General features: G+C 57.4%; 37 protein-coding genes and 1 pseudogene. 2 read left to right on the forward strand and 36 right to left on the reverse strand.

The window, feature by feature from the left end; all coding sequences use genetic code 11:
* Positions 1-62: 62 nt before the first annotated feature.
* The 3 genes from BMY45_RS04035 to BMY45_RS04045 form a co-directional block, all read right to left on the reverse strand.
* Complete coding sequence (locus BMY45_RS04035) at positions 63-821, reverse strand: alpha/beta hydrolase family protein (RefSeq protein ID WP_092394837.1); 759 nt, start codon at positions 819-821, stop codon at positions 63-65.
* Entirely contained in the window at positions 811-1,920 is a 1,110-nt protein-coding gene (locus tag BMY45_RS04040) for a DUF3182 family protein (protein WP_092394840.1), read from the reverse strand. The genes BMY45_RS04035 and BMY45_RS04040 overlap by 11 nt, the downstream gene beginning before the upstream one ends.
* 199 nt (positions 1,921-2,119) lie before the next feature.
* A complete protein-coding gene (locus BMY45_RS04045) occupies positions 2,120-3,112 on the reverse strand; it encodes a GlxA family transcriptional regulator (RefSeq protein WP_092394843.1) in 993 nt (330 codons plus the stop codon).
* 96 nt (positions 3,113-3,208) lie between these two features.
* On the opposite strand from BMY45_RS04045, the gene BMY45_RS04050 reads away from it, so the two are divergent.
* The gene (locus BMY45_RS04050; RefSeq protein ID WP_092394846.1) at positions 3,209-3,763 is read left to right on the forward strand and encodes a cysteine hydrolase family protein; all 555 of its coding nucleotides are present in this window, start codon (positions 3,209-3,211) and stop codon (positions 3,761-3,763) included.
* A 107-nt stretch (positions 3,764-3,870) separates the two neighbouring features.
* On the opposite strand, the gene BMY45_RS04055 is transcribed toward BMY45_RS04050, so the two are convergent.
* Both BMY45_RS04055 and BMY45_RS04060 read right to left on the reverse strand, forming a co-directional pair.
* A complete protein-coding gene (locus BMY45_RS04055; RefSeq protein WP_047229766.1) occupies positions 3,871-4,389 on the reverse strand; it encodes a single-stranded DNA-binding protein in 519 nt (172 codons plus the stop codon).
* Positions 4,390-4,398: 9 nt separating this feature from the next.
* Entirely contained in the window at positions 4,399-5,796 is a 1,398-nt protein-coding gene (locus BMY45_RS04060) for an MFS transporter (RefSeq protein ID WP_092394849.1), read from the reverse strand.
* 179 nt (positions 5,797-5,975) lie between these two features.
* Here BMY45_RS04060 and uvrA point away from each other — a divergent pair, with 179 nt between their 5' ends.
* The gene (gene uvrA, locus BMY45_RS04065; protein ID WP_092394852.1) at positions 5,976-8,810 is read left to right on the forward strand and encodes an excinuclease ABC subunit UvrA; all 2,835 of its coding nucleotides are present in this window, start codon (positions 5,976-5,978) and stop codon (positions 8,808-8,810) included.
* 102 nt (positions 8,811-8,912) lie between these two features.
* Here uvrA and bfr read toward each other — a convergent pair whose 3' ends face one another.
* The 31 genes and pseudogenes from bfr to BMY45_RS04220 all read right to left on the reverse strand — a co-directional run.
* Positions 8,913-9,377 carry a bacterioferritin gene (gene bfr / locus BMY45_RS04070; RefSeq protein ID WP_025215751.1) on the reverse strand — a complete coding sequence of 155 codons (465 nt, stop codon included), beginning with the start codon at positions 9,375-9,377 and terminating at the stop codon, positions 8,913-8,915.
* A 157-nt stretch (positions 9,378-9,534) separates the two neighbouring features.
* The gene (locus BMY45_RS04075; protein WP_092394855.1) at positions 9,535-10,983 is read right to left on the reverse strand and encodes a catalase; all 1,449 of its coding nucleotides are present in this window, start codon (positions 10,981-10,983) and stop codon (positions 9,535-9,537) included.
* Positions 10,984-11,206: 223 nt separating this feature from the next.
* Positions 11,207-11,593, reverse strand: a complete 387-nt coding sequence (rplQ, locus tag BMY45_RS04080) for a 50S ribosomal protein L17 (RefSeq protein WP_003186009.1) — start codon at positions 11,591-11,593, stop codon at positions 11,207-11,209.
* A 42-nt stretch (positions 11,594-11,635) separates the two neighbouring features.
* A complete protein-coding gene (gene rpoA, locus BMY45_RS04085; protein WP_003186012.1) occupies positions 11,636-12,637 on the reverse strand; it encodes a DNA-directed RNA polymerase subunit alpha in 1,002 nt (333 codons plus the stop codon).
* A gap of 22 nt (positions 12,638-12,659) precedes the next feature.
* Positions 12,660-13,280 carry a 30S ribosomal protein S4 gene (rpsD, locus tag BMY45_RS04090; protein ID WP_003176404.1) on the reverse strand — a complete coding sequence of 207 codons (621 nt, stop codon included), beginning with the start codon at positions 13,278-13,280 and terminating at the stop codon, positions 12,660-12,662.
* 18 nt (positions 13,281-13,298) lie between these two features.
* Positions 13,299-13,688, reverse strand: coding sequence for a 30S ribosomal protein S11 (gene rpsK / locus BMY45_RS04095; protein ID WP_002555466.1), 390 nt, complete (start codon positions 13,686-13,688; stop codon positions 13,299-13,301).
* Positions 13,689-13,718: 30 nt separating this feature from the next.
* Positions 13,719-14,075 (reverse strand): 30S ribosomal protein S13, encoded by a 357-nt coding sequence (gene rpsM / locus BMY45_RS04100; protein WP_047229770.1) that lies wholly within the window; start codon positions 14,073-14,075, stop codon positions 13,719-13,721.
* A gap of 130 nt (positions 14,076-14,205) precedes the next feature.
* Entirely contained in the window at positions 14,206-14,322 is a 117-nt protein-coding gene (gene rpmJ, locus BMY45_RS04105) for a 50S ribosomal protein L36 (RefSeq protein WP_002555468.1), read from the reverse strand.
* A 30-nt stretch (positions 14,323-14,352) separates the two neighbouring features.
* Complete coding sequence (secY, locus tag BMY45_RS04110; RefSeq protein ID WP_047229771.1) at positions 14,353-15,681, reverse strand: preprotein translocase subunit SecY; 1,329 nt, start codon at positions 15,679-15,681, stop codon at positions 14,353-14,355.
* Positions 15,682-16,119 (reverse strand): 50S ribosomal protein L15, encoded by a 438-nt coding sequence (gene rplO, locus BMY45_RS04115; protein ID WP_003186032.1) that lies wholly within the window; start codon positions 16,117-16,119, stop codon positions 15,682-15,684.
* A 3-nt stretch (positions 16,120-16,122) separates the two neighbouring features.
* A complete protein-coding gene (gene rpmD, locus BMY45_RS04120) occupies positions 16,123-16,299 on the reverse strand; it encodes a 50S ribosomal protein L30 (RefSeq protein ID WP_003186033.1) in 177 nt (58 codons plus the stop codon).
* Positions 16,300-16,301: 2 nt separating this feature from the next.
* Complete coding sequence (rpsE, locus tag BMY45_RS04125; protein ID WP_003186035.1) at positions 16,302-16,802, reverse strand: 30S ribosomal protein S5; 501 nt, start codon at positions 16,800-16,802, stop codon at positions 16,302-16,304.
* Positions 16,803-16,805: 3 nt separating this feature from the next.
* Positions 16,806-17,156 (reverse strand): 50S ribosomal protein L18, encoded by a 351-nt coding sequence (rplR, locus tag BMY45_RS04130; protein WP_003186037.1) that lies wholly within the window; start codon positions 17,154-17,156, stop codon positions 16,806-16,808.
* 10 nt (positions 17,157-17,166) lie between these two features.
* Positions 17,167-17,700 (reverse strand): 50S ribosomal protein L6, encoded by a 534-nt coding sequence (rplF, locus tag BMY45_RS04135; RefSeq protein ID WP_003186039.1) that lies wholly within the window; start codon positions 17,698-17,700, stop codon positions 17,167-17,169.
* 12 nt (positions 17,701-17,712) lie between these two features.
* Positions 17,713-18,105 carry a 30S ribosomal protein S8 gene (gene rpsH / locus BMY45_RS04140; RefSeq protein ID WP_017848802.1) on the reverse strand — a complete coding sequence of 131 codons (393 nt, stop codon included), beginning with the start codon at positions 18,103-18,105 and terminating at the stop codon, positions 17,713-17,715.
* Between the two features lie 210 nt (positions 18,106-18,315).
* Positions 18,316-18,621 (reverse strand): 30S ribosomal protein S14, encoded by a 306-nt coding sequence (gene rpsN, locus BMY45_RS04145; protein WP_003186042.1) that lies wholly within the window; start codon positions 18,619-18,621, stop codon positions 18,316-18,318.
* A gap of 13 nt (positions 18,622-18,634) precedes the next feature.
* On the reverse strand, positions 18,635-19,174 hold the full coding sequence (gene rplE / locus BMY45_RS04150) for a 50S ribosomal protein L5 (protein ID WP_003186044.1): 540 nt from the start codon (positions 19,172-19,174) through the stop codon (positions 18,635-18,637).
* Positions 19,175-19,194: 20 nt separating this feature from the next.
* On the reverse strand, positions 19,195-19,509 hold the full coding sequence (gene rplX / locus BMY45_RS04155) for a 50S ribosomal protein L24 (protein WP_003186046.1): 315 nt from the start codon (positions 19,507-19,509) through the stop codon (positions 19,195-19,197).
* A gap of 11 nt (positions 19,510-19,520) precedes the next feature.
* Entirely contained in the window at positions 19,521-19,889 is a 369-nt protein-coding gene (gene rplN, locus BMY45_RS04160) for a 50S ribosomal protein L14 (RefSeq protein ID WP_002555479.1), read from the reverse strand.
* Positions 19,890-19,912: 23 nt separating this feature from the next.
* Positions 19,913-20,179 carry a 30S ribosomal protein S17 gene (gene rpsQ / locus BMY45_RS04165; RefSeq protein ID WP_003194644.1) on the reverse strand — a complete coding sequence of 89 codons (267 nt, stop codon included), beginning with the start codon at positions 20,177-20,179 and terminating at the stop codon, positions 19,913-19,915.
* A gap of 2 nt (positions 20,180-20,181) precedes the next feature.
* Positions 20,182-20,373, reverse strand: a complete 192-nt coding sequence (gene rpmC / locus BMY45_RS04170; RefSeq protein ID WP_002555481.1) for a 50S ribosomal protein L29 — start codon at positions 20,371-20,373, stop codon at positions 20,182-20,184.
* Positions 20,373-20,786: a 50S ribosomal protein L16 gene (gene rplP / locus BMY45_RS04175; protein ID WP_003186052.1), complete on the reverse strand. Its 414-nt coding sequence runs from the start codon at positions 20,784-20,786 to the stop codon at positions 20,373-20,375. Before rplP ends, rpmC begins: the two co-directional genes overlap by 1 nt.
* Positions 20,787-20,798: 12 nt before the next feature.
* Positions 20,799-21,485 carry a 30S ribosomal protein S3 gene (gene rpsC, locus BMY45_RS04180; RefSeq protein WP_003176422.1) on the reverse strand — a complete coding sequence of 229 codons (687 nt, stop codon included), beginning with the start codon at positions 21,483-21,485 and terminating at the stop codon, positions 20,799-20,801.
* Positions 21,486-21,498: 13 nt separating this feature from the next.
* The gene (rplV, locus tag BMY45_RS04185) at positions 21,499-21,831 is read right to left on the reverse strand and encodes a 50S ribosomal protein L22 (RefSeq protein ID WP_003103908.1); all 333 of its coding nucleotides are present in this window, start codon (positions 21,829-21,831) and stop codon (positions 21,499-21,501) included.
* Between the two features lie 11 nt (positions 21,832-21,842).
* A complete protein-coding gene (gene rpsS / locus BMY45_RS04190) occupies positions 21,843-22,118 on the reverse strand; it encodes a 30S ribosomal protein S19 (RefSeq protein WP_002555486.1) in 276 nt (91 codons plus the stop codon).
* A 16-nt stretch (positions 22,119-22,134) separates the two neighbouring features.
* Positions 22,135-22,959 carry a 50S ribosomal protein L2 gene (gene rplB / locus BMY45_RS04195; protein ID WP_003186055.1) on the reverse strand — a complete coding sequence of 275 codons (825 nt, stop codon included), beginning with the start codon at positions 22,957-22,959 and terminating at the stop codon, positions 22,135-22,137.
* 14 nt (positions 22,960-22,973) lie between these two features.
* Positions 22,974-23,273: a 50S ribosomal protein L23 gene (rplW, locus tag BMY45_RS04200; RefSeq protein WP_002555488.1), complete on the reverse strand. Its 300-nt coding sequence runs from the start codon at positions 23,271-23,273 to the stop codon at positions 22,974-22,976.
* Complete coding sequence (rplD, locus tag BMY45_RS04205; RefSeq protein ID WP_003186057.1) at positions 23,270-23,872, reverse strand: 50S ribosomal protein L4; 603 nt, start codon at positions 23,870-23,872, stop codon at positions 23,270-23,272. The genes rplW and rplD overlap by 4 nt, the downstream gene beginning before the upstream one ends.
* Positions 23,873-23,884: 12 nt before the next feature.
* On the reverse strand, positions 23,885-24,520 hold the full coding sequence (gene rplC / locus BMY45_RS04210; protein WP_003186059.1) for a 50S ribosomal protein L3: 636 nt from the start codon (positions 24,518-24,520) through the stop codon (positions 23,885-23,887).
* Positions 24,521-24,600: 80 nt separating this feature from the next.
* Positions 24,601-24,912 carry a 30S ribosomal protein S10 gene (gene rpsJ, locus BMY45_RS04215; protein ID WP_003186070.1) on the reverse strand — a complete coding sequence of 104 codons (312 nt, stop codon included), beginning with the start codon at positions 24,910-24,912 and terminating at the stop codon, positions 24,601-24,603.
* A 155-nt stretch (positions 24,913-25,067) separates the two neighbouring features.
* Positions 25,068-25,162: pseudogene (locus tag BMY45_RS04220) on the reverse strand (elongation factor Tu); the annotation flags it as partial.

Consider the following 25,162-nt stretch of genomic DNA (forward strand, 5'->3'; position numbering starts at 1 on the left):
CACACGAGATCAATTGTGGGAGCGAGCCTGCTCGCGATGGGGCCCGCCTGCCCCCCGCGCCATCACCGCGACTGAATGATGCTCAACCGCTCGCCCACCACCATCTCGGTGATCCAATCCACCAGGATTGAGGTGTAGGCCTGTTGTGACACCGGGTCGCTCAAGGCATGGTCGGCGCCGTCGATGATCCGGTGCGTCAGCGAATGGGTCTGCTGGCACGCCGCTCGGTAGCTCATGATCGTCGCGTGGGGCACATGGTCATCGGTCTCCGACTCCACCAGCAACACATCACCCGTGAACTGCGAGCACGCGTGCAAGGCGCGGTTGGTGTCGGCGTGCACCAGGGTACTGCGGTAATCCAGCAGGTCAGTCTTGTCCAGGTCACGCTTGGGCGTGTGCCATTGCTCGTCGCGGTACAACGCCGGCACCCGCAATGCCAGCCAGCGCACCGGCCGCAGCAACGTCAGGATCGCCGCCAGGTAACCGCCGTAGCTAGTACCGACCACGGCGATCGCCGAAGTGTCCAGGGCTGGATGAGCGAGCAGCCGGTCGTAGGCGGTGAGCAAATCCCGCAGGTTGTCTTCCCGGGTCACCCGGGACAACGGAATGCCCGCCCCGCCGGTATGCCCGCGCAAGTCGAAGGTCAGGCAGACGCAGCCCAGGCCGGCGATGCCTTTGGCTCGCTCCAGGTCACGCTCCTGGCTACCGCCCCAACCGTGGACGAACAACACTCCCGGAACCTTCGATTTAGGGCTCAGAAAGGTGCCGTTCATGTATTCGTCGTCGATCTCGATCTGAATGGTTTCGCTTCTAGCCGTCATAGGAATGAACCGTTACGTATTTAAGAAGAAAGTCACCATTGTGCGCCGGGCCGCGATAGACCTCCCTGGCGCCTGGGGGCAGAGGCTGGTCAGTGTAGGTCTCCACCGAGGACACACGAACCGCGCTGGACGAAGGGTCCTCAATGAACGCCTGCAACGCCGCGAGCTCAGCACTGCTGGCGCCACCCATGCGCCATGACTGTTCCAGCACACCACCGCGAGGCTGACCGCTGACATCAATACCTTGGGCGATGTCGTAATTGCGCCGCGAGGCAAAGAAACTTGGAAAGGCCTGATTGGCAGCATCGTCAAACACCTGCGCCAACCGCACCGCCTCACGCACATCGTCGGGCAGCTCAAGTTTGAGCAACTCAATATAGCCGCCCCGCACCGCCAACAGGTCCGAGCCGCCGTAAACCTCCAGCCCTTCACTGTCGCGCGTCAGATGTTGCACACCGCAGTAGCTCAAGACCTGGCCGTTGATGAAGCTCTGGCCGACGCTCTGGGTCTTGACCTGTTCGAGGTTCTGCTCAAGCACCACACCGTCGCGAAACAGCGTCTGGGCCTCGGGGTCGGCGGCGATTTCATCGAATTGCGCCAGACTCTTGATCACCCGCTGATCGCGGCCGGCACAGGCATGGATAGGCTTGAAGCGGATCGCTCCGGTGTACAGCAGATGCTCGGCCGCCTGGCGCGCATCCTTGAGCGCAAACACCGTCACACCATCGAGCACCGCCCCCCGGGTCAACTTGGCAAACAACGGCGACCAGCCCAAAGGCGCGACCGCATGCCGGTTCAGCAGACCGTGGGTAATGGCCTTGGTGCAGATAAAATCATGCTCGACGTAACCGCCCCAGAGATCCTCTGGCCCTTTGACGCCCAAGCGCAACGCGGTCTCTGCACCTATGACGGTTTGCGTGGGCAGCAAGTACAGATCATGGCCAGCATGAAGCTGTTGGTCATAACTGCCGCCGTATTCAAGCCCGAGAATCTGCGCCAACCAGCGGGCCAGCGCCCGATTGGTTTCGACTTCATGAAGCGGCGCGTGGGGGTTGATCGAATGGTCCACTACCCGTTTGTTGCGATTGACCGTCGTCATGCGGTGCCCTTTTAACTGCGCTCGATGGCTTTAGGTAAAGGGGTGCAGAGATCAGGCCAACGGTGTTACAAGCCAGGACGAGCAACGAAACGGGCGCCTGAGGGGGAATTGATAGCACCGGGCCTGTTTCATTCTGCACGACACCCTGAGGCCATCCGGCAAATTGCACGACGGCTGCGACGATGGAGAGGATCAATGACTACTTTTGAGCATTCATCGGACTCACCCCAAACCTCGCTCGATAATCACTGGGCGCCAACCCGGTAATTTTCTTGAACGTCGCGCGAAAAGCCCCCGGGTCCTGATAACCCACCGTCCAGGCAATGTGGTCGATGGTGCCATTGGTGAACTCCAGCATTTCCCGGGCCTTGCCGACGCGCAGGTGCTGGCAGTACTCGGTGGGTTTGAGCCCAGTGGCGGCGCGAAACCTGCGCAGGAAGGTGCGTTCCTCCAGCCCGGCCTGTTCGGCCATGGCACCGAGGGAAACGTCCACTGCGCCGCTGCCTTGCAACCAGTGCTGGACCTTGAGAATGGCCGCGTCACCGTGTCCGAGGATGGGCGCAAAGTTACTGCCGCATTGGCTAGCGCTGTCGCTGTGTTCGATCACCAGAAACTGCGCCGTGCGCGTGGCGATGCTGGGTCCGAGCAGGCGGTCCACCAGTCGTAGCCCCAACTCTGACCAGGCCATCAGCCCGGCCGTGGTAATCAGGTCGCCATCGTCGACGATGGGCTTGTCAGCGTCGAGCTTGATCTTTGGATAACGTGCGGCAAAGGTCTTGGCCGAGGTCCAGTGGGTCGTGGCACTACGCCCATCGAGCAGACCGCTTTCGGCCAACAGAATCGAACCGACACACACACCACCCAGCACGGTGCCGTCGGCATGCCGCGCTCGCAACCAGGTCATCAGCGCCGGCGAAACCAGCCCGTCATCGAAACCGGCGATGGACGGTGGAATCAGCAGCGCAACCAGTCTGCCCTGGGGACCGGCGAAACTGTCGAACACCCGGGTCGGCACTTCACCCTCCTGCGCTCGCCAATGACTGACCCGCAGGCGCGGCAACTGAGCGCTGGTTTGCTCGTCGGCAATACGCTCCGCCACGGCGAACAGATCGGTCAAGCCATGCACCGCCGCCAGTTGCGCGCCGGGGTAGATGAGCACCCCGAGTTCAGCGACTGCCCTTTGCTGCGCCATTGTCAGTTTTCCCTCGCTTATTGTCGTTACGGCCAATTCTGAAACCGCTGGCATGAGCCAATACTGGCTTCAGACCCCACTGATCGAGGAAGCCTTATGTCCAAGCAAGCGCTCATCGTAGTCGATATCCAGAACGACTACTTCCCCCAGGGAAAATGGCCATTGGTCGATGCCGAAGCGGCCGCCGATAACGCCGCCAGACTGATCGAAGCCTTTCGCCAGGCCGCAGATCAGGTGGTGCACATTCGTCACGAATTCACCTCCGACTCGGCGCCGTTCTTCACCCCAGGCTCTGAAGGTGCTCAGTTGCATCCCAAAGTGCTCAACCGTCCCGACGAACCGGTGGTGCTCAAGCACTTCGTCAACTCGTTTCGCGAAACCCAATTGCAAGCCATCCTTGACCGTCACGACATTAAGCATCTGGTGATCGTCGGCAGCATGAGCCACATGTGCATCGACGGAGTCGCCCGGGCGGCGGCGGACATGGGCTATGAGGTCACGGTGATTCACGATGCTTGTGCCAGCCGCGATCTGGAATTCAATGGGCTCGTCGTCCCGGCGGCTCAAGTGCACGCGGCCTTCATGTCGGCCCTGGGGTTTGCCTATGCGGATGTGGTGAGCACCGAACAGTTTTTGGCTGCCCGCCACTGAGTCATGCCTCAAGCGGCAAATTCAAGGCTAAAAAAAACCGCGCCTCGTAAACCGAAGCGCGGTTTTGTCTTTAGCTTGAAGCTCGCGGCTTGAAGCTTCCGGCTGCTTTAGAACGGAATATCGTCATCAAAGCTGTCGAAATCCGGAGCCGGTTGCGGCGCGGCCTGTTGCGGGGCCGCTGGGCGCTCACGCTGTGGCTGAGGCGCCGACTGCGGGCGAGGCGCCTGCTGGCGCGGAGCAGCCTGCTGGTAGTTGTTGCCACCTTGCTGCTGGTCACCCTGTGGACGACCGCCCAGCAGTTGCATGGTGCCTTGCATGTCGACCACGATTTCGGTGGTGTAGCGCTTGATGCCGTCTTTTTCCCACTCGCGGGTCTGCAGCTTGCCTTCGATGTACACCTGCGAACCCTTGCGCAGGTATTCGCCGGCGATTTCGGCCACCTTGCCGAACATCGACACGCGGTGCCATTCGGTCTTCTCGACCTTCTGGCCAGTCTGCTTGTCGGTCCACTGTTCGCTGGTCGCCAGACTCAGGTTGGTCACAGCGTTGCCATTGGGCAGGTAGCGAACTTCGGGATCCTGGCCGCAAGTACCGACCAATATGACTTTGTTAACCCCACGGGCCATAACGTTCTCCTAGGCTTCGCACGTGGTCGGGGCCGGGTTGTTCACCAGGCGCTCGAGCGTCGCGCGATCCAATAATTCGGTGTCCAGTTTGATATAAACGGCCGCTTCGTCGGCGACCACCACTGCATCGGTTACTCCAACGACGGCCTTAAGGCGCTCGGTCAGGCCTGCTTCGCGGATGGCTTCGGGCGACAACGGCAAGCGCAGGCTCGTCACATACGGAGGTTCGCGCATGGTAACAGCAAAGGCCAGCCAAAGTGCAGCCAGCGCGGCGCATCCCAGGAACACAACCGACAAACCGCCATGCTGGAACAGCCAGCCGCCGAGGATCCCGCCCAACGCCGAACCGAGGAACTGGCTGGTGGAGTACACCCCCATCGCCGTGCCTTTGCCGCCCGCCGGTGAAACCTTGCTGATCAGCGACGGCAGCGACGCCTCCAGCAGATTGAACGCGGTGAAGAACACCACTGTTCCGATCACCAGGGCCCGCAGGCTGTCGCCGAACTGCCAGAAGAATAGCTCAGTGAGCATCAGCGTCACGACGGCGCCGAGCAAAACTCGTTTCATTTTGCGTCGTTTCTCGCCGTAGATGATGAACGGGATCATGGCGAAAAACGAAATCAGCAGCGCAGTCAGGTAAACCCACCAATGCTGCTCCTTGGGCAAGCCGGCCTTCTCCACCAGCGCCAGCGGCAAGGCCACGAAGCTGGACATCAACATGGCGTGAAGCACGAAGATGCCCAGGTCCAGGCGCAGCAGATCCGGGTGCTTGAGCGTCGGAATCAGCGCTTGGCGAGCCACCCCGGATTCGCGGTGCTGCAACGGCCCGGTCGAGCGCGGCACCATGAACGCCACGATCAGGATGCCCACCAGCGCCATGCCTCCCGTGACCAGGAACAGGCCCGACAAGCCAAAGGCGCGGGTCAGCAACGGCCCAACCACCATGGCGACGGCGAACGACAGCCCGATCGTCATGCCGATCATGGCCATGGCCTTGGTCCGATGCTGTTCGCGGGTCAGGTCCGACAGCAAAGCCATGACGGCTGCGGAAATCGCCCCGGCGCCTTGCAGGATGCGTCCGGCGATCACGCCCCAGATCGAATCGGCATTGGCCGCCAGCACACTGCCCAGGGCAAAGATAATCAAGCCCAGATAGATGACCGGACGCCGGCCGATGCGGTCGGAAATGACCCCGAACGGGATCTGGAAAATCGCCTGGGTCAGGCCGTACGCGCCAATCGCCAACCCGATGAGGGCCGGGGTCGCGCCAGCCAGATCCATCCCATAGGTCGCCAGCACCGGCAACACCATGAACATGCCCAGCATACGGAAGGCGAACACAAGGGCCAGACCGCTTGCCGCGCGGGTCTCGCCGCTGCTCATGCGTTCGCTGTGGGGATCGTGCATGGAAAAACCTCGTGTGAACCGGCGGCGATTCTACCAGTCCCATCGATTGAGGGGGTATATGGCGACCGTTTGCCGCGCAGTCTTCATGTATGACTGCAAACGCACTTTCAATAGTGTGCATCCATCCAGTATTTGCCCGTATACTCCTACGTTTTCGACGCCCGCCGAGCGAGGCCACTTTGGACAAGATCCTGATTCGTGGGGCCCGTACCCACAACCTGAAGAACATCGACCTGACCCTGCCACGGGACAAGCTGATCGTCATCACCGGCCTGTCCGGATCCGGCAAATCATCCCTGGCCTTCGACACCCTGTACGCCGAAGGCCAGCGCCGCTATGTCGAATCGCTGTCGGCCTACGCCCGGCAGTTCCTGTCGATGATGGAAAAACCCGACGTCGACACCATCGAAGGCCTGTCGCCGGCGATTTCCATCGAACAGAAGTCGACTTCCCACAACCCGCGATCCACCGTCGGCACCATCACCGAGATCTACGACTACCTGCGCTTGCTGTATGCGCGGGTCGGTATTCCCCGGTGTCCCGACCACGACATCCCGCTGGAAGCCCAGACCGTCAGCCAGATGGTCGACCTGGTGCTGGCCCAGCCCGAAGGCAGCAAGTTGATGCTGCTGGCGCCGGTCATCCGCGAGCGCAAGGGCGAGCACCTGATGGTCTTCGAAGAACTGCGCGCCCAAGGCTTCGTTCGGGCACGGGTCAACGGCAAGCTGTGTGAGCTGGACGAACTGCCGAAGCTGGATAAACAGAAAAAGCATTCGATCGATGTGGTGGTCGACCGCTTCAAGGTCCGCGCCGACCTGCAGCAGCGCCTGGCCGAGTCCTTCGAGACGGCGCTGAAACTGGCCGACGGCATCGCCCTGGTAGCGCCGATGGACGACGAGCCCGGCGAGGAAATCATCTTCTCGGCGCGCTTCGCCTGCCCGATCTGCGGCCACGCCATCAGCGAGCTGGAACCCAAGCTGTTCTCCTTCAACAACCCGGCCGGCGCGTGTCCGACCTGCGATGGCCTGGGGGTCAAGCAGTTCTTCGACACCAAGCGCCTGGTCAATGGTGAACTGACCCTGGCCGAAGGCGCGATTCGCGGCTGGGACCGGCGTAACGTCTACTACTTCCAGATGCTCGGGTCGCTGGCGGCCCATTACAAGTTCAGCCTGGACAAACCCTTCAACGAACTGCCCGCCGACCAGCAGAAATTCATCCTGCACGGCAGTGGTTCACAAAGTGTCGACTTCAAATACCTGAACGACCGTGGCGATATAGTCAAACGCTCCCACCCGTTCGAAGGCATCGTGCCGAACCTGGAGCGGCGTTATCGCGAGACCGAATCGGCCAGCGTGCGCGAAGAACTGGCCAAGTTCCTCAGCACCCAGCCTTGCCCCGATTGCCGTGGTACCCGTTTGCGTCGGGAGGCGCGGCATGTGTGGGTCGGTGAGAAAACCCTGCCAGCGGTGACCAATCTGCCGATTGGCGACGCCACCGACTACTTCGGCGGCTTGAAGCTCACTGGCCGCCGGGGCGAAATTGCCGACAAGATCCTCAAGGAAATTCGCGAACGCCTGCAATTTCTGGTGAACGTCGGCCTGGACTACCTGACCCTCGATCGCAGCGCAGATACCTTGTCCGGCGGCGAAGCCCAGCGTATTCGCCTGGCCAGCCAGATCGGTGCCGGCCTGGTGGGGGTGATGTACATTCTCGACGAACCGTCCATTGGCCTGCACCAGCGGGACAATGATCGGTTGCTGGGAACCTTGAAGCACCTGCGGGACATCGGCAACACGGTGATCGTGGTCGAGCATGACGAAGACGCGATCCGTCTGGCCGATTACGTCGTGGACATCGGCCCGGGTGCGGGCGTGCATGGCGGGCATATCGTCGCCCAAGGCACGGCCGCCGAAGTCATGGCGCATCCTGACTCCCTGACTGGTAAATACCTGTCGGGCCGGGTAAAGATCAAGGTGCCGGCCAAGCGTACGCCGCGCAACAAGAAGCTGTCGCTGAGCCTCAAGGGCGCCCGTGGCAACAACTTGCGCAACGTCGACCTGGACATCCCGATTGGCCTGCTGACGTGCGTGACCGGCGTGTCCGGTTCCGGCAAATCGACGCTGATCAACAACACCCTGTTCCCCCTCAGCGCCACCGCCCTGAACGGCGCTACGACCCTGGAAGCCGCCGCCCACGACAGCATCAAGGGCCTGGAGCATCTGGACAAGGTTGTCGACATCGACCAGAGCCCCATCGGCCGCACACCGCGCTCCAACCCGGCGACTTATACCGGGCTGTTCACGCCCATCCGCGAACTGTTCGCCGGCGTGCCGGAATCCCGTTCGCGCGGCTATGGCCCGGGGCGTTTCTCGTTCAACGTCAAGGGCGGGCGCTGCGAAGCCTGCCAGGGCGACGGCCTGATCAAGGTCGAAATGCACTTCTTGCCGGACATCTATGTGCCGTGCGATGTGTGCAAGAGCAAGCGCTACAACCGCGAAACCCTGGAGATCAAGTACAAGGGCAAGAATATCCACGAAACCCTCGAGATGACCATCGAAGAGGCCCGGGTGTTCTTCGACGCGGTGCCGGCACTGGCGCGCAAGCTCCAGACGCTGATGGATGTGGGGCTGTCGTACATCAAGCTTGGCCAATCGGCGACAACGTTGTCCGGCGGCGAGGCCCAGCGGGTCAAGCTGTCTCGCGAGCTGTCCAAGCGCGATACCGGCAAGACCCTGTACATCCTCGACGAGCCGACCACGGGTTTGCACTTCGCGGATATCCAGCAATTGCTCGACGTCCTGCATCGCCTTCGCGACCATGGCAACACCGTGGTGGTGATCGAGCACAACCTGGATGTGATCAAGACCGCGGACTGGCTGGTTGACCTGGGCCCGGAAGGCGGCTCCAAGGGTGGTCAGATCATCGCGGTGGGTACGCCCGAGGAAGTGGCCGAGATGAAGCAATCGCACACTGGCTACTACCTCAAGCCGTTGCTGGAGCGTGACCGGGACTGATTCCTGCCCGGACACGAAAAAGCCCCTGTCATCTCATCGATGGCAGGGGCTTTTGCTTTTCTTCTGTGGGAGCGAGCAAGCTCGCTCCCACAATTATCGCGATTAGAACTGCGACTGCAGGTAATTCTCCAACCCGATCAACTTGATCAAGCCCAGCTGCTTCTCGAGCCAGTAGGTATGGTCTTCTTCGGTGTCGTTGAGCTGGATGCGCAGGATCTCGCGGGTCACGTAATCGTTGTGCTGTTCGCAGAGCTCAATGCCCTTGCACAGCGCGGCACGGACTTTGTATTCCAGGCGCAGGTCGGCAGCGAGCATGTCTGGCACCGTGGTGCCGATGTCCAGATCATCCGGGCGCATGCGTGGCGTACCTTCGAGCATCAGGATCCGGCGCATCAACGCATCGGCGTGCTGTGCCTCTTCTTCCATCTCATGATTGATACGTTCGTAGAGCTCGGTAAAACCCCAGTCCTCGTACATCCGCGAGTGGATGAAATATTGATCACGGGCTGCCAGTTCGCCTGTCAGCAGCGTGTTGAGGTAATCGATTACGTCTGGGTGACCTTGCATCGCCCTACATCTCCACAAGCTTTGAAGGCTCTAGTTTGAACCAAGCTGACCGCAAGGTCACTCGCCTATCGCAATAAAAGCGAAGAAAATCTGAGAAAAGCCGGTTAAATAACGCAAAAACCGCCCAATTGAGGGCGGTTCTGCTTCTCGTTTAGACTTAGTTAAGCTGTACGCCCAACGCTTTGGCGATGCCTTCACCATAAGCGACATCCGCTTTGAAGAAGTGCTGCAGCTGACGATCGACAACATCCGCCGATACACCGGCCATCGCACCCGCGATGTTGCTGATCAGCAGCGCTTTCTGGGCATCATTCATCAAGCGGAACAGCGCACCGGCGTGACTGTAGTAGTCGGTATCTTCGCGGTGATCGTAACGGTCTGCCGAACCACCGAGCGCCAGGGCCGGTTCAGCATAACGCGGAGCCTGCTTGGGCGCCTCGACGTAGCTGTTAGGCTCGTAGTTCGGTGCCGCACCGCCATTGCTGCCGAACGCCATGGCTCCGTCGCGCTGGTAAGTGTTGACCGGGCTGCGCGGGGCGTTGACTGGCAATTGCTGGTGATTGGTGCCCACACGGTAGCGGTGCGCATCAGCGTAGGCGAATACACGACCTTGCAGCATGCGATCTGGTGAAAGACCAACCCCTGGAACCATATTGCTCGGGCCGAACGTAGCCTGCTCAACCTCAGCGAAGTAGTTCAGCGGGTTACGGTTGAGCTCCAGTTCGCCAACCTCGATCAACGGAAACTCTTTTTGCGACCAGGTTTTGGTCACATCGAACGGGTTCTCGTAGTGGGCCGCGGCTTGAGCCTCGGTCATGATCTGGATGCAGACGCTCCACTTCGGGAAATCACCACGCTCGATCGCATTGAACAGATCACGCTGAGCGTAATCCGGGTCGGTGCCCGCCAGGCGCGCAGCTTCAGCCGGCGTCAGGTTCTTGATCCCTTGCTTGGTCTTGTAGTGCCATTTCACCCAGTGACGCTCACCCTGGGCGCTGATCAGACTATAGGTGTGGCTGCCAAAGCCGTGCATGTGACGGTAGCCATCGGGAATGCCACGATCAGAGAACAGAATGGTGACCTGGTGCAAAGCCTCCGGCGAATGCGACCAGAAATCCCACATCATTTGGGCACTTTTCAGATTGCTTTGGGGCAGGCGCTTCTGGGTATGGATGAAGTCGGGGAATTTCAGCGGATCGCGAATGAAAAACACAGGGGTGTTATTACCCACGATGTCCCAGTTCCCTTCCTCGGTGTAGAACTTCAGGGCGAAACCGCGTGGGTCGCGTTCAGTATCCGCAGAGCCACGCTCGCCACCCACGGTGGAAAAACGCAGGAACGTTGGGGTCTGCTTGCCGACCGACTCAAACAGCTTGGCGCTGGTGTATTGGGTGATATCCCGGGTTACGGTAAATGTGCCGTAAGCGCCTGATCCCTTGGCGTGTACACGGCGCTCGGGAATGTTCTCGCGATTGAAGTGAGCGAGCTTCTCGATAAGGTGGAAGTCGTCGAGCAACAGCGGACCACGCGGGCCAGCGGAGCGAGAGTTCTGGTTATCGGCGACAGGAGCGCCGCTGGCGGTCGTAAGCGTTTTGGTCTGGCTCATGCTCAATCTTCCTAGGTCGGTCTTCAAACTGCCGGCTAATCGGCTGGAAAGGAGTATTGATCATGTTAATGACAGTATCCAAATTCATTAAATCATGGACATCGATAGTCATTATCTAACGATGCCTTATTGCCTGCGCGCCCCCAGACAAAGAGGTGACTGATACTTTTTGACCGGGCACAAAAAACCGGGCACAAGGCCCGGTTTTTTGTATGTTGCCGACTTACTCAGCGGATACAGCTTCACCGCTGGTAGCACGATCAACCAACTCGACGTACGCCATAGGCGCGTTGTCGCCAGCGCGGAAACCGCACTTGAGGATGCGCAGGTAGCCACCCTCACGGGTAGCATAACGCTTGCCCAGGTCGTTGAAGAGCTTACCAACGATAGCTTTCGAACGAGTACGGTCGAAAGCCAGACGGCGGTTAGCCAGACTATCTGTCTTGGCCAAAGTGATCAGCGGCTCAGCAACGCGGCGCAGTTCTTTGGCTTTCGGCAGTGTAGTTTTGATCAGCTCGTGCTCGAACAGCGACACCGCCATGTTTTGGAACATGGCCTTGCGGTGCGAGCTGGTGCGGCTCAGGTGACGACCACTTTTACGATGACGCATGGTTCATTCCTTACCAAACACAACGTTCGGTGATTACGACGATCAGGCAGTCGCCTTGTCGTCCTTCTTAAGACTTGCAGGCGGCCAGTTGTCGAGGCGCATGCCGAGGGACAGACCGCGGGAGGCCAGAACGTCCTTGATTTCAGTCAAGGATTTCTTGCCAAGGTTCGGAGTCTTCAACAGCTCTACTTCGGTGCGCTGAATCAGGTCGCCGATGTAGTAGATGTTTTCCGCCTTAAGGCAGTTAGCCGAACGTACAGTCAGTTCCAGATCGTCAACCGGGCGAAGCAGGATCGGATCAATCTCGTCTTCCTGCTCGACAACCACTGGCTCACTGTCACCCTTGAGGTCGACGAACGCAGCCAACTGCTGTTGCAGAATGGTTGCAGCGCGGCGAATGGCCTCTTCAGGATCCAGGGTACCGTTGGTTTCCAGATCAATAACCAGCTTGTCCAGGTTAGTACGCTGTTCGACACGGGCGTTTTCCACCACGTATGCGATACGGCGAACCGGGCTGAACGAAGAGTCAAGCTGCAAGCGACCGATGCTGCGGCTTTCGTCTTCATCGCTCTGACGCGAGTCTGCCGGCTCATAACCACGACCACGAGCTACGGTGAGCTTCATGTTCAGGGCGCCGTTAGACGCCAGGTTAGCGATTACGTGATCGGGGTTAACGATCTCGACATCATGATCCAGCTGAATATCGGCAGCGGTAACCACCCCCGAACCCTTCTTCGACAAGGTCAGCGTAACTTCGTCACGACCGTGCAGCTTGATAGCCAGACCTTTAAGGTTCAACAGGATTTCAATTACATCTTCCTGTACACCTTCGATGGCGCTGTACTCATGGAGCACACCGTCAATCTCGGCCTCGACTACTGCACAGCCGGGCATTGAGGACAACAGGATGCGGCGCAGCGCGTTGCCCAGGGTGTGGCCAAAACCACGCTCGAGAGGCTCGAGTGTGATCTTGGCGCGGGTTGGACTGACAACCTGCACATCAATATGGCGGGGTGTCAGGAACTCATTTACCGAAATCTGCATGGATGCACCTATTTTCTAGCCCTTACTTGGAGTAGAGCTCGACAATCAGGCTTTCGTTGATGTCGGCGGACAGATCACTGCGAGCAGGAACGTTCTTGAAAACGCCCGACTTCTTCTCAGTGTCTACTTCTACCCATTCTACGCGGCCACGTTGGGCACACAGATCGAGAGCTTGGACAATGCGAAGTTGGTTCTTTGCTTTCTCGCGAACAGCAACCACGTCACCAGCACGAACCTGGTAGGACGGAACGTTTACGGTCTGACCGTTAACGCTGATCGACTTGTGCGATACCAGCTGACGGGATTCGGCACGAGTAGAACCGAAACCCATACGGTATACAACGTTGTCCAGACGGCATTCGAGCAGTTGCAACAGGTTTTCGCCGGTTGCGCCCTTCTTGCCAGCTGCTTCTTTGTAGTAGCCGCTGAATTGACGCTCGAGAACGCCGTAGATACGACGGACCTTCTGCTTTTCACGCAGTTGGGTGCCGTAATCGGACTGGCGACCGCGGCGTTGGCCGTGGATACCAGGTGCTGCTTCAATGTTGCACTTCGATTCGATCGCGCGCACGCCGCTCTTCAGAAAGAGATCGGTGCCTTCGCGACGAGCGAGTTTGCATTTTGGACCAATGTAACGAGCCATTCTTTACAATCTCCTGGATTACACGCGGCGCTTCTTCGGCGGACGGCACCCGTTGTGCGGGATTGGCGTCACGTCGGTGATGCTGGCGATCTTGTAGCCACAGCCGTTCAAAGCGCGGACTGCGGATTCACGACCCGGACCTGGACCCTTGACGTTGACGTCGAGGTTTTTCAGGCCGTATTCCAGCGCAGCTTGACCAGCACGCTCAGCAGCTACTTGAGCAGCGAACGGGGTGGACTTGCGGGAACCGCGGAAACCCGAACCACCGGAGGTTGCCCAGGAAAGAGCGTTACCTTGACGGTCGGTAATGGTCACGATGGTGTTGTTAAAAGAAGCATGGATGTGGGCGATGCCATCAACCACTGTCTTTTTAACTTTTTTACGAGGACGAGCAGCAGGTTTTGCCATGATTAAATTCCTGTCGATTCGCTGGGGCGATTACTTGCGGATCGGCTTACGCGGACCTTTACGGGTACGCGCGTTGGTCTTGGTACGCTGACCGCGTACTGGAAGACCACGACGATGACGCAGACCGCGATAGCAACCGAGGTCCATCAAGCGCTTGATTTTCATGTTGATTTCGCGACGCAGGTCACCTTCAGTGGTGAACTTCGCCACTTCGCCACGCAGCTGTTCAATCTGCTCGTCGCTCAGATCTTTGATCTTTGCCGCTGGGTTGACCCCAGACACTGCACAAATTTTCTGTGCAGTAGTGCGACCAACACCATAGATGTAGGTCAGCGAGATAACAGTATGCTTGTTATCTGGAATGTTAACGCCTGCAATACGGGCCATTCAGTGGGACTCCAATTGACAGCTACCTACGCCCCGGAAGCCAAGAAATAGGGCGCGAGATAATATCGCTGTAATAACAAATAATCAACCCGGCAGCGCACTAGCTGCCGGGCTTAAAGCACAATCACACTCAGCCTTGGCGCTGTTTGTGACGCGGTTCCGCGCTGCAAATTACCCGAACAACGCCTTCGCGGCGAATAATCTTGCAGTTACGGCACAGCTTTTTCACCGATGCACGAACTTTCATCACCAACTCCTCGAACCTTATGGACGCTACTCAGCGCAACATGCCGCTGCCGTAGCCCTTCAGGTTGGCTTTCTTCATCAGGGATTCGTACTGGTGCGAAACGAGGTGCGATTGTACTTGGGACATGAAGTCCATCACAACCACGACCACGATCAGCAACGAGGTCCCGCCAAGGTAGAACGGAACATTTGCCGCAACCACCAGGAACTGGGGAAGCAAGCAAACGGCCGTCATATAGAGAGCACCGAACAAGGTCAAACGAGTCAAAACGCCATCAATGTAGCGCGCCGACTGCTCGCCTGGACGGATACCCGGAATAAAGGCACCGGACTTCTTCAGGTTTTCCGCTACGTCTTTCGGATTGAACATCAACGCCGTATAGAAGAAGCAGAAGAAAATAATCCCTGCACTAAACAGCAGAATATTCAACGGCTGACCAGGAGCGATCGACTGCGAGATGTCCTGCAGCCAGCCCATACCTTCAGACTGACCAAACCAGGCACCCAGCGAAGCCGGGAACAGCAAAATGCTGCTCGCAAAAATAGCCGGGATAACACCGGCCATATTCACCTTCAGCGGCAAGTGGCTAGTCTGCGCAGCAAATACCTTGCGGCCCTGCTGACGCTTGGCGTAGTGAACAGCTATACGACGCTGACCACGCTCAATGAACACCACGAAACCGATAATCGCTACTGCCAGCAAACCGATCGCAACCAGGGCAAAAATGTTGATGTCACCCTGACGCGCAGACTCGAAAGACTGCCCGATCGCTCTCGGAAGACCGGCGACGATACCTGCGAAAATCAACATCGAGATACCGTTGCCAACACCACGCTCAGTAATCTGCTCACCCAGCCACATCATGAACATCGCACCCGCCACAAACGTGGTTACCGCGACGAAATGGAAGCCAAAGTCACCAGTGAACGCTACGCCTTGCCCTGCCAGACCGATGGACATGCCAACAGCCTGGACAAGAGCAAGGACGACGGTGAGGTAGCGGGTGTACTGGCTGATCTTGCGACGGCCAGCTTCACCTTCCTTCTTCAACTGTTCCAGCTGTGGGCTGACGGCGGTCATCAGTTGCATGATGATCGATGCCGAGATGTACGGCATGATCCCCAGAGCAAAGATGCTCATCCGTTCCAGCGCACCGCCGGAAAACATGTTGAACAAGCTAAGAATGGTCCCCTCATTCTGTCGAAACAGGTCCGCGAGTCGGTCCGGGTTGATACCTGGAACCGGGATGTGTGCGCCTATTCGGTAGACGATAATCGCCAGGAACAGAAAACGCAGACGAGCCCAGAGTTCAGACATACCGCCTTTGCCGAGCGCAGAGAGAGCACCTTGCTTAGCCATTTATTCCTCGAACTTGCCGCCAGCTGCTTCGATAGCCGCACGCGCACCTTTGGTGGCGCCGATTCCCTTTCCGATGGTGACAGCGCGAGCAACTTCGCCCGACAGCATGATTTTCACACGCTGTACGTTCTGGTTGATCACGTTGGCATCCTTCAGGGACTGCACGGTGACGATGTCGCCATCCACTTTAGCCAGCTCGGACAGACGCACTTCTGCGCGATCCATGGCCTTCAGGGAAACGAAACCGAACTTCGGCAGGCGACGATGCAGCGGCTGTTGACCGCCTTCAAAGCCTGGAGCAATGGTGCCACCGGAGCGGGAGGTCTGACCTTTGTGGCCACGGCCACCGGTCTTGCCCAAACCACTACCGATACCACGGCCCGGACGATGCTTTTCGCGACGGGAACCCGGCGCTGGACTCAGATCATTGAGTTTCATCGATTAACCCTCTACACGCAGCATGTAGTAGGCCTTGTTGATCATCCCGCGATTCTCGGGAGTATCCAGGACCTCTACAGTGTGACCGATGCGACGCAGACCCAGACCCTTAACGCACAGTTTGTGGTTAGGGATGCGGCCGGTCATGCTTTTGATCAGCGTAACTTTTACGGTAGCCATGATCAGAAGATCTCCTTGACGCTTTTGCCACGCTTGGCGGCAATGGATTCAGGAGACTGCATTGCTTTCAAACCCTTGAAAGTGGCGTGAACCACGTTTACCGGGTTAGTCGAGCCGTAGCACTTGGCCAGAACGTTCTGAACGCCAGCAACTTCGAGGACAGCACGCATAGCGCCGCCAGCGATGATACCGGTACCTTCAGAAGCAGGCTGCATGTACACCTTCGAAGCGCCATGGGCAGACTTCATTGCGTACTGCAGAGTGGTGCCGTTCAGATCAACCTGGATCATGTTGCGGCGAGCAGCTTCCATTGCCTTCTGGATCGCAGCGGGCACTTCACGCGACTTGCCACGGCCGAAGCCAACACGCCCTTTACCATCACCTACCACGGTCAACGCGGTGAAAGTGAAGATACGGCCGCCTTTAACGGTTTTGGCTACGCGGTTAACTTGAACCAGCTTCTCGATGTAGCCTTCGTCGCGCTTTTGGTCGTTATTTGACATAACTTAGAACTCCAGCCCAGCTTCACGAGCAGCATCAGCCAGCGCCTTGACGCGGCCGTGGTACTTGAAGCCAGAGCGGTCGAAAGCCACCTGCGAGACGCCAGCGGCTTTAGCACGCGTAGCGACCAGCTGGCCAACCTTAGTGGCCGCGTCGATGTTGCCAGTGGCGCCATCACGCAGTTCTTTATCCAAAGTCGAGGCACTTGCCAGGACTTTGTTGCCGTCGGCCGAAATGACCTGGGCGTAGATGTGCTGCGACGAGCGGAACACGCAGAGACGCACGACTTCGAGTTCGTGCATTTTCAGGCGTGCTTTGCGAGCGCGACGCAGTCGAGTAACTTTTTTGTCGGTCATTTGCTATGCCCTACTTCTTCTTGGCTTCTTTACGACGGACGACTTCGTCCGCGTAGCGCACACCTTTGCCTTTGTACGGCTCTGGTGGACGGAAGTCGCGGATCTCGGCGGCCACTTGACCTACCAGCTGCTTGTCGATGCCCTTGATCAGGATATCGGTCTGGCTAGGAGTCTCAGCGGTGATGCCTTCCGGCAGTTCATAATCCACTGGGTGCGAGAAGCCAAGAGCCAGGTTCAGCACTGTGCCTTTTGCTTGCGCCTTGTAACCAACACCGACCAGCTGGAGCTTGCGCTCGAAGCCTTGGCTTACGCCTTGGACCATGTTGTTTACCAACGCACGAGTGGTACCAGCCATTGCGCGAGTTTGTTGATCGCCATTGCGAGCAGCGAAACGCAGCTCACCAGCTTCTTCAACGATCTCAACGGACGAATGGATGTTCAGTTGCAGAGTGCCCTTGGCACCCTTCACCGAAAGCTGTTGGCCTGCGAATTTGACTTCGACACCGGCTGGCAGCTTAACGGGGTTCTTAGCGACGCGTGACATGCTTATCCCCCCTTAGAACACAGTGCAAAGAACTTCGCCGCCGACACCGGCAGCGCGCGCAGCACGATCCGTCATCACACCCTTGTTGGTGGAGACGATAGACACACCGAGACCGCCACGAACTTTTGGCAGATCCTCGACGGACTTGTACTGACGCAGGCCTGGACGGCTAACGCGCTTCACTTCCTCGATGACCGGACGGCCTTCGAAGTACTTCAGCTCGATGGACAGCAGTGGCTTGATTTCGCTGCTGATCTGATAACCCGCAATGTAACCTTCGTCCTTCAGGACTTTGGCAACAGCTACCTTCAAAGTAGAAGATGGCATGCTTACGACGGACTTTTCAGCCATCTGGGCATTACGGATACGAGTTAGCATGTCCGCTAACGGGTCCTGCATACTCATGGGCTAGACGCTCCTAATACACAAAAAATTAGCCTTTCGGCTACTACGTGTCGCCGAGCACATCCGCGCGATAAAAGCACGGGCTCAGGCGAGCCGGGTATTCTAGACACACCCCACAAATGAATCAAGCCCCAAAAGGGGCTTGATTCAAGTTCAAGGTCACCGGCGGTCAGGATCTTGCGACCCTGAACACCGAGACATTGACAGTGCTTACCAGCTGGCTTTAACCAGACCTGGAACGTCACCACGCATTGCAGCTTGACGCAGCATGTTACGGCCGAGGCCGAACTTGCGGTACACGCCGTGCGGACGACCAGTCAGGCGGCAGCGGTTACGCATGCGCGAAGCGCTTGCGTCACGTGGCTGCTTCTGCAGTGCTACGGTAGCTTCCCAACGTGCTTCTGGACTTGCGTTCAGATCAACGATGATAGCTTTCAGCGCTGCACGCTTGGTGGCGTACTTGGCAACGGTGAGCTGACGCTTCAGCTCACGGTTTTTCATGCTCTTCTTGGCCATTTTCCTACTCCAATCAGTTGCGGAACGGGAATTTGAAAGCGCGCAGCAGTGCGCGACCTTCGTCATCCGTCCGAGCAGTGGTGGTCAGGGTAATGTCCAGACCGCGGAGAGCGTCGATCTTGTCGTAATCGATTTCCGGGAAAATGATCTGCTCTTTAACGCCCATGCTGTAGTTGCCACGACCATCGAAGGACTTGGCATTCAGGCCGCGGAAGTCGCGAACCCGAGGCAGGGAGATCGACAGCAGACGATCCAGGAACTCGTACATACGCTCACGGCGCAGGGTCACTTTGACGCCGATCGGCCAACCTTCACGGACTTTAAAGCCAGCGATGGATTTCCGAGCGTAAGTCACAACGACTTTCTGACCGGTGATCTTTTCCAGGTCAGCAACAGCGTGCTCGATGACTTTTTTGTCGCCGATCGCTTCGCCCAGACCCATGTTCAGGGTGATTTTGGTAACGCGCGGAACTTCCATCACGTTCGAAAGCTTAAGTTCTTCCTTAAGCTTCGGTGCGATTTCCTTCCGGTAAATCTCTTTTAGTCGTGCCATGGTCTTCTACCTAGCAGTGTTCAAGCATCAACCGCTTTTTGGGTCGACTTGAAGACACGAATTTTCTTACCGTCTTCTACTTTGAAACCAACGCGGTCAGCCTTGTTGGTTTCGCCGTTGAAAATGGCGACGTTGGAAGCGTGCAGTGGCGCTTCTTTCTCGACGATACCGCCCTGTACGCCCGACATCGGGTTAGGCTTGGTATGGCGCTTGACCAGGTTCAGGCCACCAACAACCAGACGGTTGTCAGCGAGAACCTTCAGCACCTTACCGCGCTTACCCTTGTCCTTGCCGGCGATCACGATGATCTCGTCGTCACGACGAATCTTTTGCATGTCGGATCTCCTTACAGCACTTCTGGGGCGAGCGAGACGATCTTCATGAACTTCTCAGTACGAAGCTCACGGGTCACTGGCCCAAAGATACGGGTGCCGATTGGCTCTTGCTTGTTGTTCAACAGAACAGCAGCGTTGCCATCAAAGCGGATGATGGAGCCGTCAGCGCGACGAACACCGTGGCGAGTGCGGACTACAACAGCAGTCATCACTTGGCCTTTTTTCACCTTACCGCGGGGAATTGCTTCCTTGACGGTAACTTTGATGATGTCACCAATACCAGCGTAACGACGATGGGAGCCACCCAGCACCTTGATGCACATAACACGGCGAGCGCCGCTGTTATCGGCCACATCGAGCATGGATTGAGTCTGAATCATATAATTTCTCCGACCCCTAGCCCTTAGACTTCCACAGCGCGTTCGAGAACATCAACCAGCGCCCAAGACTTGGTCTTGGCCATCGGACGAGTTTCACGAATAGTGACTTTGTCGCCGATGTGGCACTGATTGGTTTCGTCGTGCGCGTGCAGCTTAGTCGAACGCTTAACGTATTTACCGTAGATCGGGTGCTTAACGCGACGCTCGATCAGAACGGTGATGGTTTTGTCCATCTTGTCGCTGACAACACGGCCAGTCAGCGTACGGACAGTTTTTTCGGCTTCAGCCATGATCACTTACCTGCCTGCTGGTTGAGCACAGTTTTCACGCGAGCGATGTCACGCTTAACTTGCGAGAGCAGATGAGACTGCCCCAACTGGCCAGTTGCTTTCTGCATACGCAGATTGAACTGGTCGCGCAGCAGGCCGAGCAGTTGCTCGTTCAGCTGCTGTGCTGATTTTTCACGAAGTTCATTCGCTTTCATCACATCACCGTCCGTTTAACAAAGGAGGTGGCGAGCGGCAGCTTTGCAGCAGCCAGGGCGAAAGCCTCACGCGCCAGCTCTTCAGAAACACCCTCGATTTCATACAGGACTTTGCCTGGCTGAATCTGGGCAACCCAGTACTCCACGTTACCCTTACCTTTACCCATCCGAACTTCGAGTGGCTTCTTGGTGACAGGCTTGTCCGGGAATACACGGATCCAGATCTTGCCGCCACGTTTTACGTGACGGGTCAGAGCACGACGCGCTGACTCGATCTGACGAGCGGTGAGACGACCACGAGCAACAGACTTCAGCGCGAACTCGCCGAAGCTGACTTTGCTACCGCGCAATGCCAGGCCACGGTTGTGACCGGTCATCTGCTTGCGGAACTTCGTACGCTTTGGTTGCAACATTTGGCGTACCCCTTACTTAGCAGCTTTTTTACGAGGCGCTGGTGCTTGTGGCTTCAGCTCTTCTTGGCGACCACCAATTACTTCGCCTTTGAAGATCCAAACCTTTACACCGATCACACCGTAAGTGGTGTGAGCTTCGTAGTTGGCATAGTCGATGTCGGCACGCAGGGTGTGCAGTGGCACACGACCTTCGCGATACCATTCAGTACGTGCGATTTCAGCACCGCCGAGACGACCGCTCACTTGGATTTTGATGCCTTTGGCACCAATGCGCATTGCGTTCTGTACAGCGCGCTTCATAGCGCGACGGAACATTACACGACGCTCCAGCTGCTGAGCTACGCTCTGCGCAACCAGCATACCGTCGAGCTCCGGCTTGCGGATCTCTTCGATATTGATGTGCACAGGCACACCCATTTGCTTGGTCAGGTCCTGACGCAGCTTCTCAACATCTTCACCTTTCTTCCCGATAACGATACCTGGACGAGCAGTGTGGATGGTGATGCGTGCAGTCTGCGCCGGACGATGGATATCGATACGGCTTACGGACGCGCTTTTTAGTTTGTCTTGGAGATACTCACGCACCTTCAGATCAGCGAACAAGTAGTCCGCATAAGTCCGACCGTCTGCGTACCAGACGGAGGTGTGCTCCTTGACGATTCCCAGGCGAATGCCAATGGGATGTACTTTCTGACCCATCTCTTCGACTCCGTTACTTGTCAGCAACCTTGACAGTGATATGGCAAGACCGCTTGACGATGCGATCAGCACGGCCTTTGGCACGTGGCATGATGCGCTTCAGCGAACGCCCTTCGTTGACGAAAACGGTGCTGACCTTCAGGTCATCAACGTCTGCGCCTTCGTTATGCTCGGCGTTGGCTACGGCCGACTCCAGCACTTTCTTCATGATCTCGGCGGCTTTCTTACTGCTGAAAGCCAACAGGTTGAGCGCTTCGCCCACCTTCTTCCCGCGGATCTGGTCGGCGACCAAGCGGGCTTTCTGGGCGGAGATTCGAGCGCCCGACAACTTAGCGGCTACTTCCATTTCCTTACCCCTTAACGCTTGGCTTTCTTGTCAGCCACGTGCCCACGGTATGTGCGGGTACCGGCAAACTCGCCCAGTTTGTGGCCGACCATGTCTTCGTTAACGAGAACTGGGACGTGTTGGCGACCGTTGTGTACTGCGATGGTCAGACCGACCATTTGTGGCAGGATCATCGAACGGCGCGACCAGGTTTTAACTGGTTTGCGATCGTTCTTTTCCGCCGCCACTTCGATCTTCTTCAGTAGGTGAAGATCAATAAAAGGACCTTTTTTCAGAGAACGTGGCACTGTCGTATCCCTCTATTTACTTGCGACGACGGACGATCATTTTGTCGGTACGCTTATTACCACGAGTCTTCGCGCCCTTAGTCGGGAAGCCCCATGGCGATACCGGATGACGACCACCAGAGGTACGACCTTCACCACCACCATGTGGGTGGTCAACCGGGTTCATGGCAACACCACGAACGGTTGGGCGAACGCCACGCCAGCGCTTGGCACCAGCTTTACCCAACGAACGCAGGCTGTGCTCGGAGTTCGAGACTTCGCCCAGGGTCGCACGGCACTCAGCCAGTACTTTACGCATCTCACCAGAACGCAGACGCAGGGTCACGTAGACACCTTCACGAGCGATCAACTGAGCCGAAGCACCAGCGGAACGAGCGATCTGTGCGCCTTTACCTGGCTTCAATTCGATGCCGTGTACGGTGCTACCAACTGGAATGTTACGCAGTTGCAGAGCGTTGCCCGGCTTGATCGGCGCCAAGGCACCTGCGATCAGCTGGTCGCCAGCACTCACGCCTTTAGGGGCGATGATGTAGCGACGCTCGCCATCTGCGTACAGCAGCAGAGCGATGTGAGCAGTACGGTTTGGATCGTATTCGATACGCTCGACGGTGGCAGCGATGCCATCCTTGTCGTTGCGACGGAAGTCGACCAGACGATAATGCTGCTTATGACCACCACCGATGTGACGAGTGGTAATACGGCCATTGTTGTTACGACCACCAGACTTCGATTTTTTCTCGAGCAGCGGTGCGTGAGGAGCGCCTTTATGCAGCTCCTGGTTGACCACCTTGACCACAAAACGGCGGCCAGGGGAAGTCGGTTTGCATTTAACGATTGCCATGATGCACCCCTTCCTTACTCAGCACTGCTGCTGAAATCGAGATCTTGGCCTGGCTGAAGGGAGATAACTGCCTTCTTCCAGTCATTACGCTTGCCCAGACCGCGAGCAGTGCGCTTGCTCTTACCCAGAACGTTCAGGGTAGTAACGCGCTCTACTTTCACGCTGAACAGGCTTTCGACGGCCTTCTTGATTTCCAGCTTGGTTGCATCGGTAGCAACCTTGAAAACGAACTGGCCTTTCTTGTCTGCCAGAACCGTAGCCTTCTCGGAAACGTGCGGGCCAAGCAGAACTTTAAATACGCGTTCCTGGTTCATCCCAGCAGCTCCTCGAATTTCTTCACGGCCGACACGGTGATCAACACCTTGTCGTATGCGATCAGACTGACCGGATCGGAACCTTGCACGTCACGAACATCAACGTGTGGCAGGTTGCGAGCAGCCAGGTACAGGTTCTGATCAACAGCGTCAGACACGATCAGGACGTCAGTCAGGCCCATGCCATTCAGCTTGTTCAGCAGATCTTTGGTTTTCGGTGCTTCAACAGCGAAGTCCTGAACCACGACCAGACGATCAGTACGCACCAGCTCAGCAAGGATGGAACGCATTGCTGCGCGATACATCTTCTTGTTCAGCTTCTGGGAGTGATCCTGAGGACGAGCCGCAAAAGTGGTACCGCCGCCACGCCAGATTGGGCTACGGATAGTACCGGCACGAGCACGGCCAGTACCTTTCTGACGCCATGGGCGCTTACCGCCACCAGAAACGTCGGAACGGGTCTTTTGCTGCTTGCTACCTTGACGGCCGCCAGCCATGTAGGCCACGACTGCTTGGTGAACCAGCGTCTCGTTGAATTCGCCGCCAAATGTCAGTTCGGAAACTTCGATCGCTTGAGCGTCATTTACATTTAATTGCATGTCAGCTTCCCCTTAACCGCGAGCCTTGGCTGCTGGACGTACAACCAAGTTGCCGCCAGTAGCGCCAGGAACAGCGCCCTTGACCAACAACAGATTGCGTTCAGCGTCCACGCGCACTACTTCGAGGGACTGCACGGTCACGCGCTCAGCGCCCATATGACCGGACATTTTTTTGCCCTTGAATACACGACCAGGAGTCTGGCACTGGCCGATAGAGCCTGGAACGCGGTGGGATACGGAGTTACCGTGGGTGTTATCTTGCCCGCGGAAGTTCCAACGCTTGATCGTACCCTGGAAGCCTTTACCCTTGGACTGACCGGTTACATCAACCAGTTGACCAGCAGCGAAGATTTCAGCGTTGATCAGATCGCCGGCCTGGTACTCGCCTTCTTCAAGGCGGAATTCCATTACGGTACGACCAGCGGCAACGTTCGCCTTGGCGAAGTGGCCAGCTTGAGCAGCTGTTACACGCGAAGCACGACGCTCGCCGACAGTGACTTGCACTGCACGATAGCCATCGGTCTCTTCAGTTTTGAACTGGGTGACGCGATTCGGCTCGATCTCAATGACCGTGACCGGAATGGAGACACCTTCTTCGGTGAAAATACGGGTCATACCGCATTTACGACCGACTACACCAATAGTCATGTTGTAAACCTCATGAGTGTACGGGGCTTTCACCCGCTATGGCCGCCCATTTCAGAGCGTTACACGACCAAGACCGAGTCTTAGCCGAGGCTGATCTGCACTTCCACACCGGCCGCAAGATCAAGCTTCATAAGTGCATCAACGGTTTTATCCGTTGGCTGGACGATGTCCAGAACGCGCTTATGAGTACGGATCTCGTACTGGTCACGCGCGTCTTTGTTGACGTGCGGGGAGACCAGAACGGTGAACCGCTCTTTACGGGTAGGCAGTGGAATTGGACCACGCACTTGAGCACCAGTACGTTTCGCGGTTTCCACGATTTCCTGGGTGGATTGGTCGATCAGGCGATGGTCAAAAGCCTTCAACCTGATACGGATTTGCTGATTTTGCATTGGATTTCAGACTCCGGCTGCTATTCCCACCGAGCGCAATACGCCCGTTAAAAGGAGGCGCAATTCTATAGACGCCCCTGATAGGTGTCAACCCAATAAAAAAGCCCCCGCTAGGCGGGGGCTCTTCAACTCATCGAGCTGACTCTACAAGAGACTTACTCGATGACTTTGGCTACGACGCCAGCGCCGACGGTACGACCGCCTTCACGGATAGCGAAACGCAGACCGTCTTCCATCGCGATGGTCTTGA

This window comes from Pseudomonas sp. NFACC39-1, from assembly GCF_900110355.1.
Taxonomy (GTDB): domain Bacteria; phylum Pseudomonadota; class Gammaproteobacteria; order Pseudomonadales; family Pseudomonadaceae; genus Aquipseudomonas; species Aquipseudomonas tehranensis.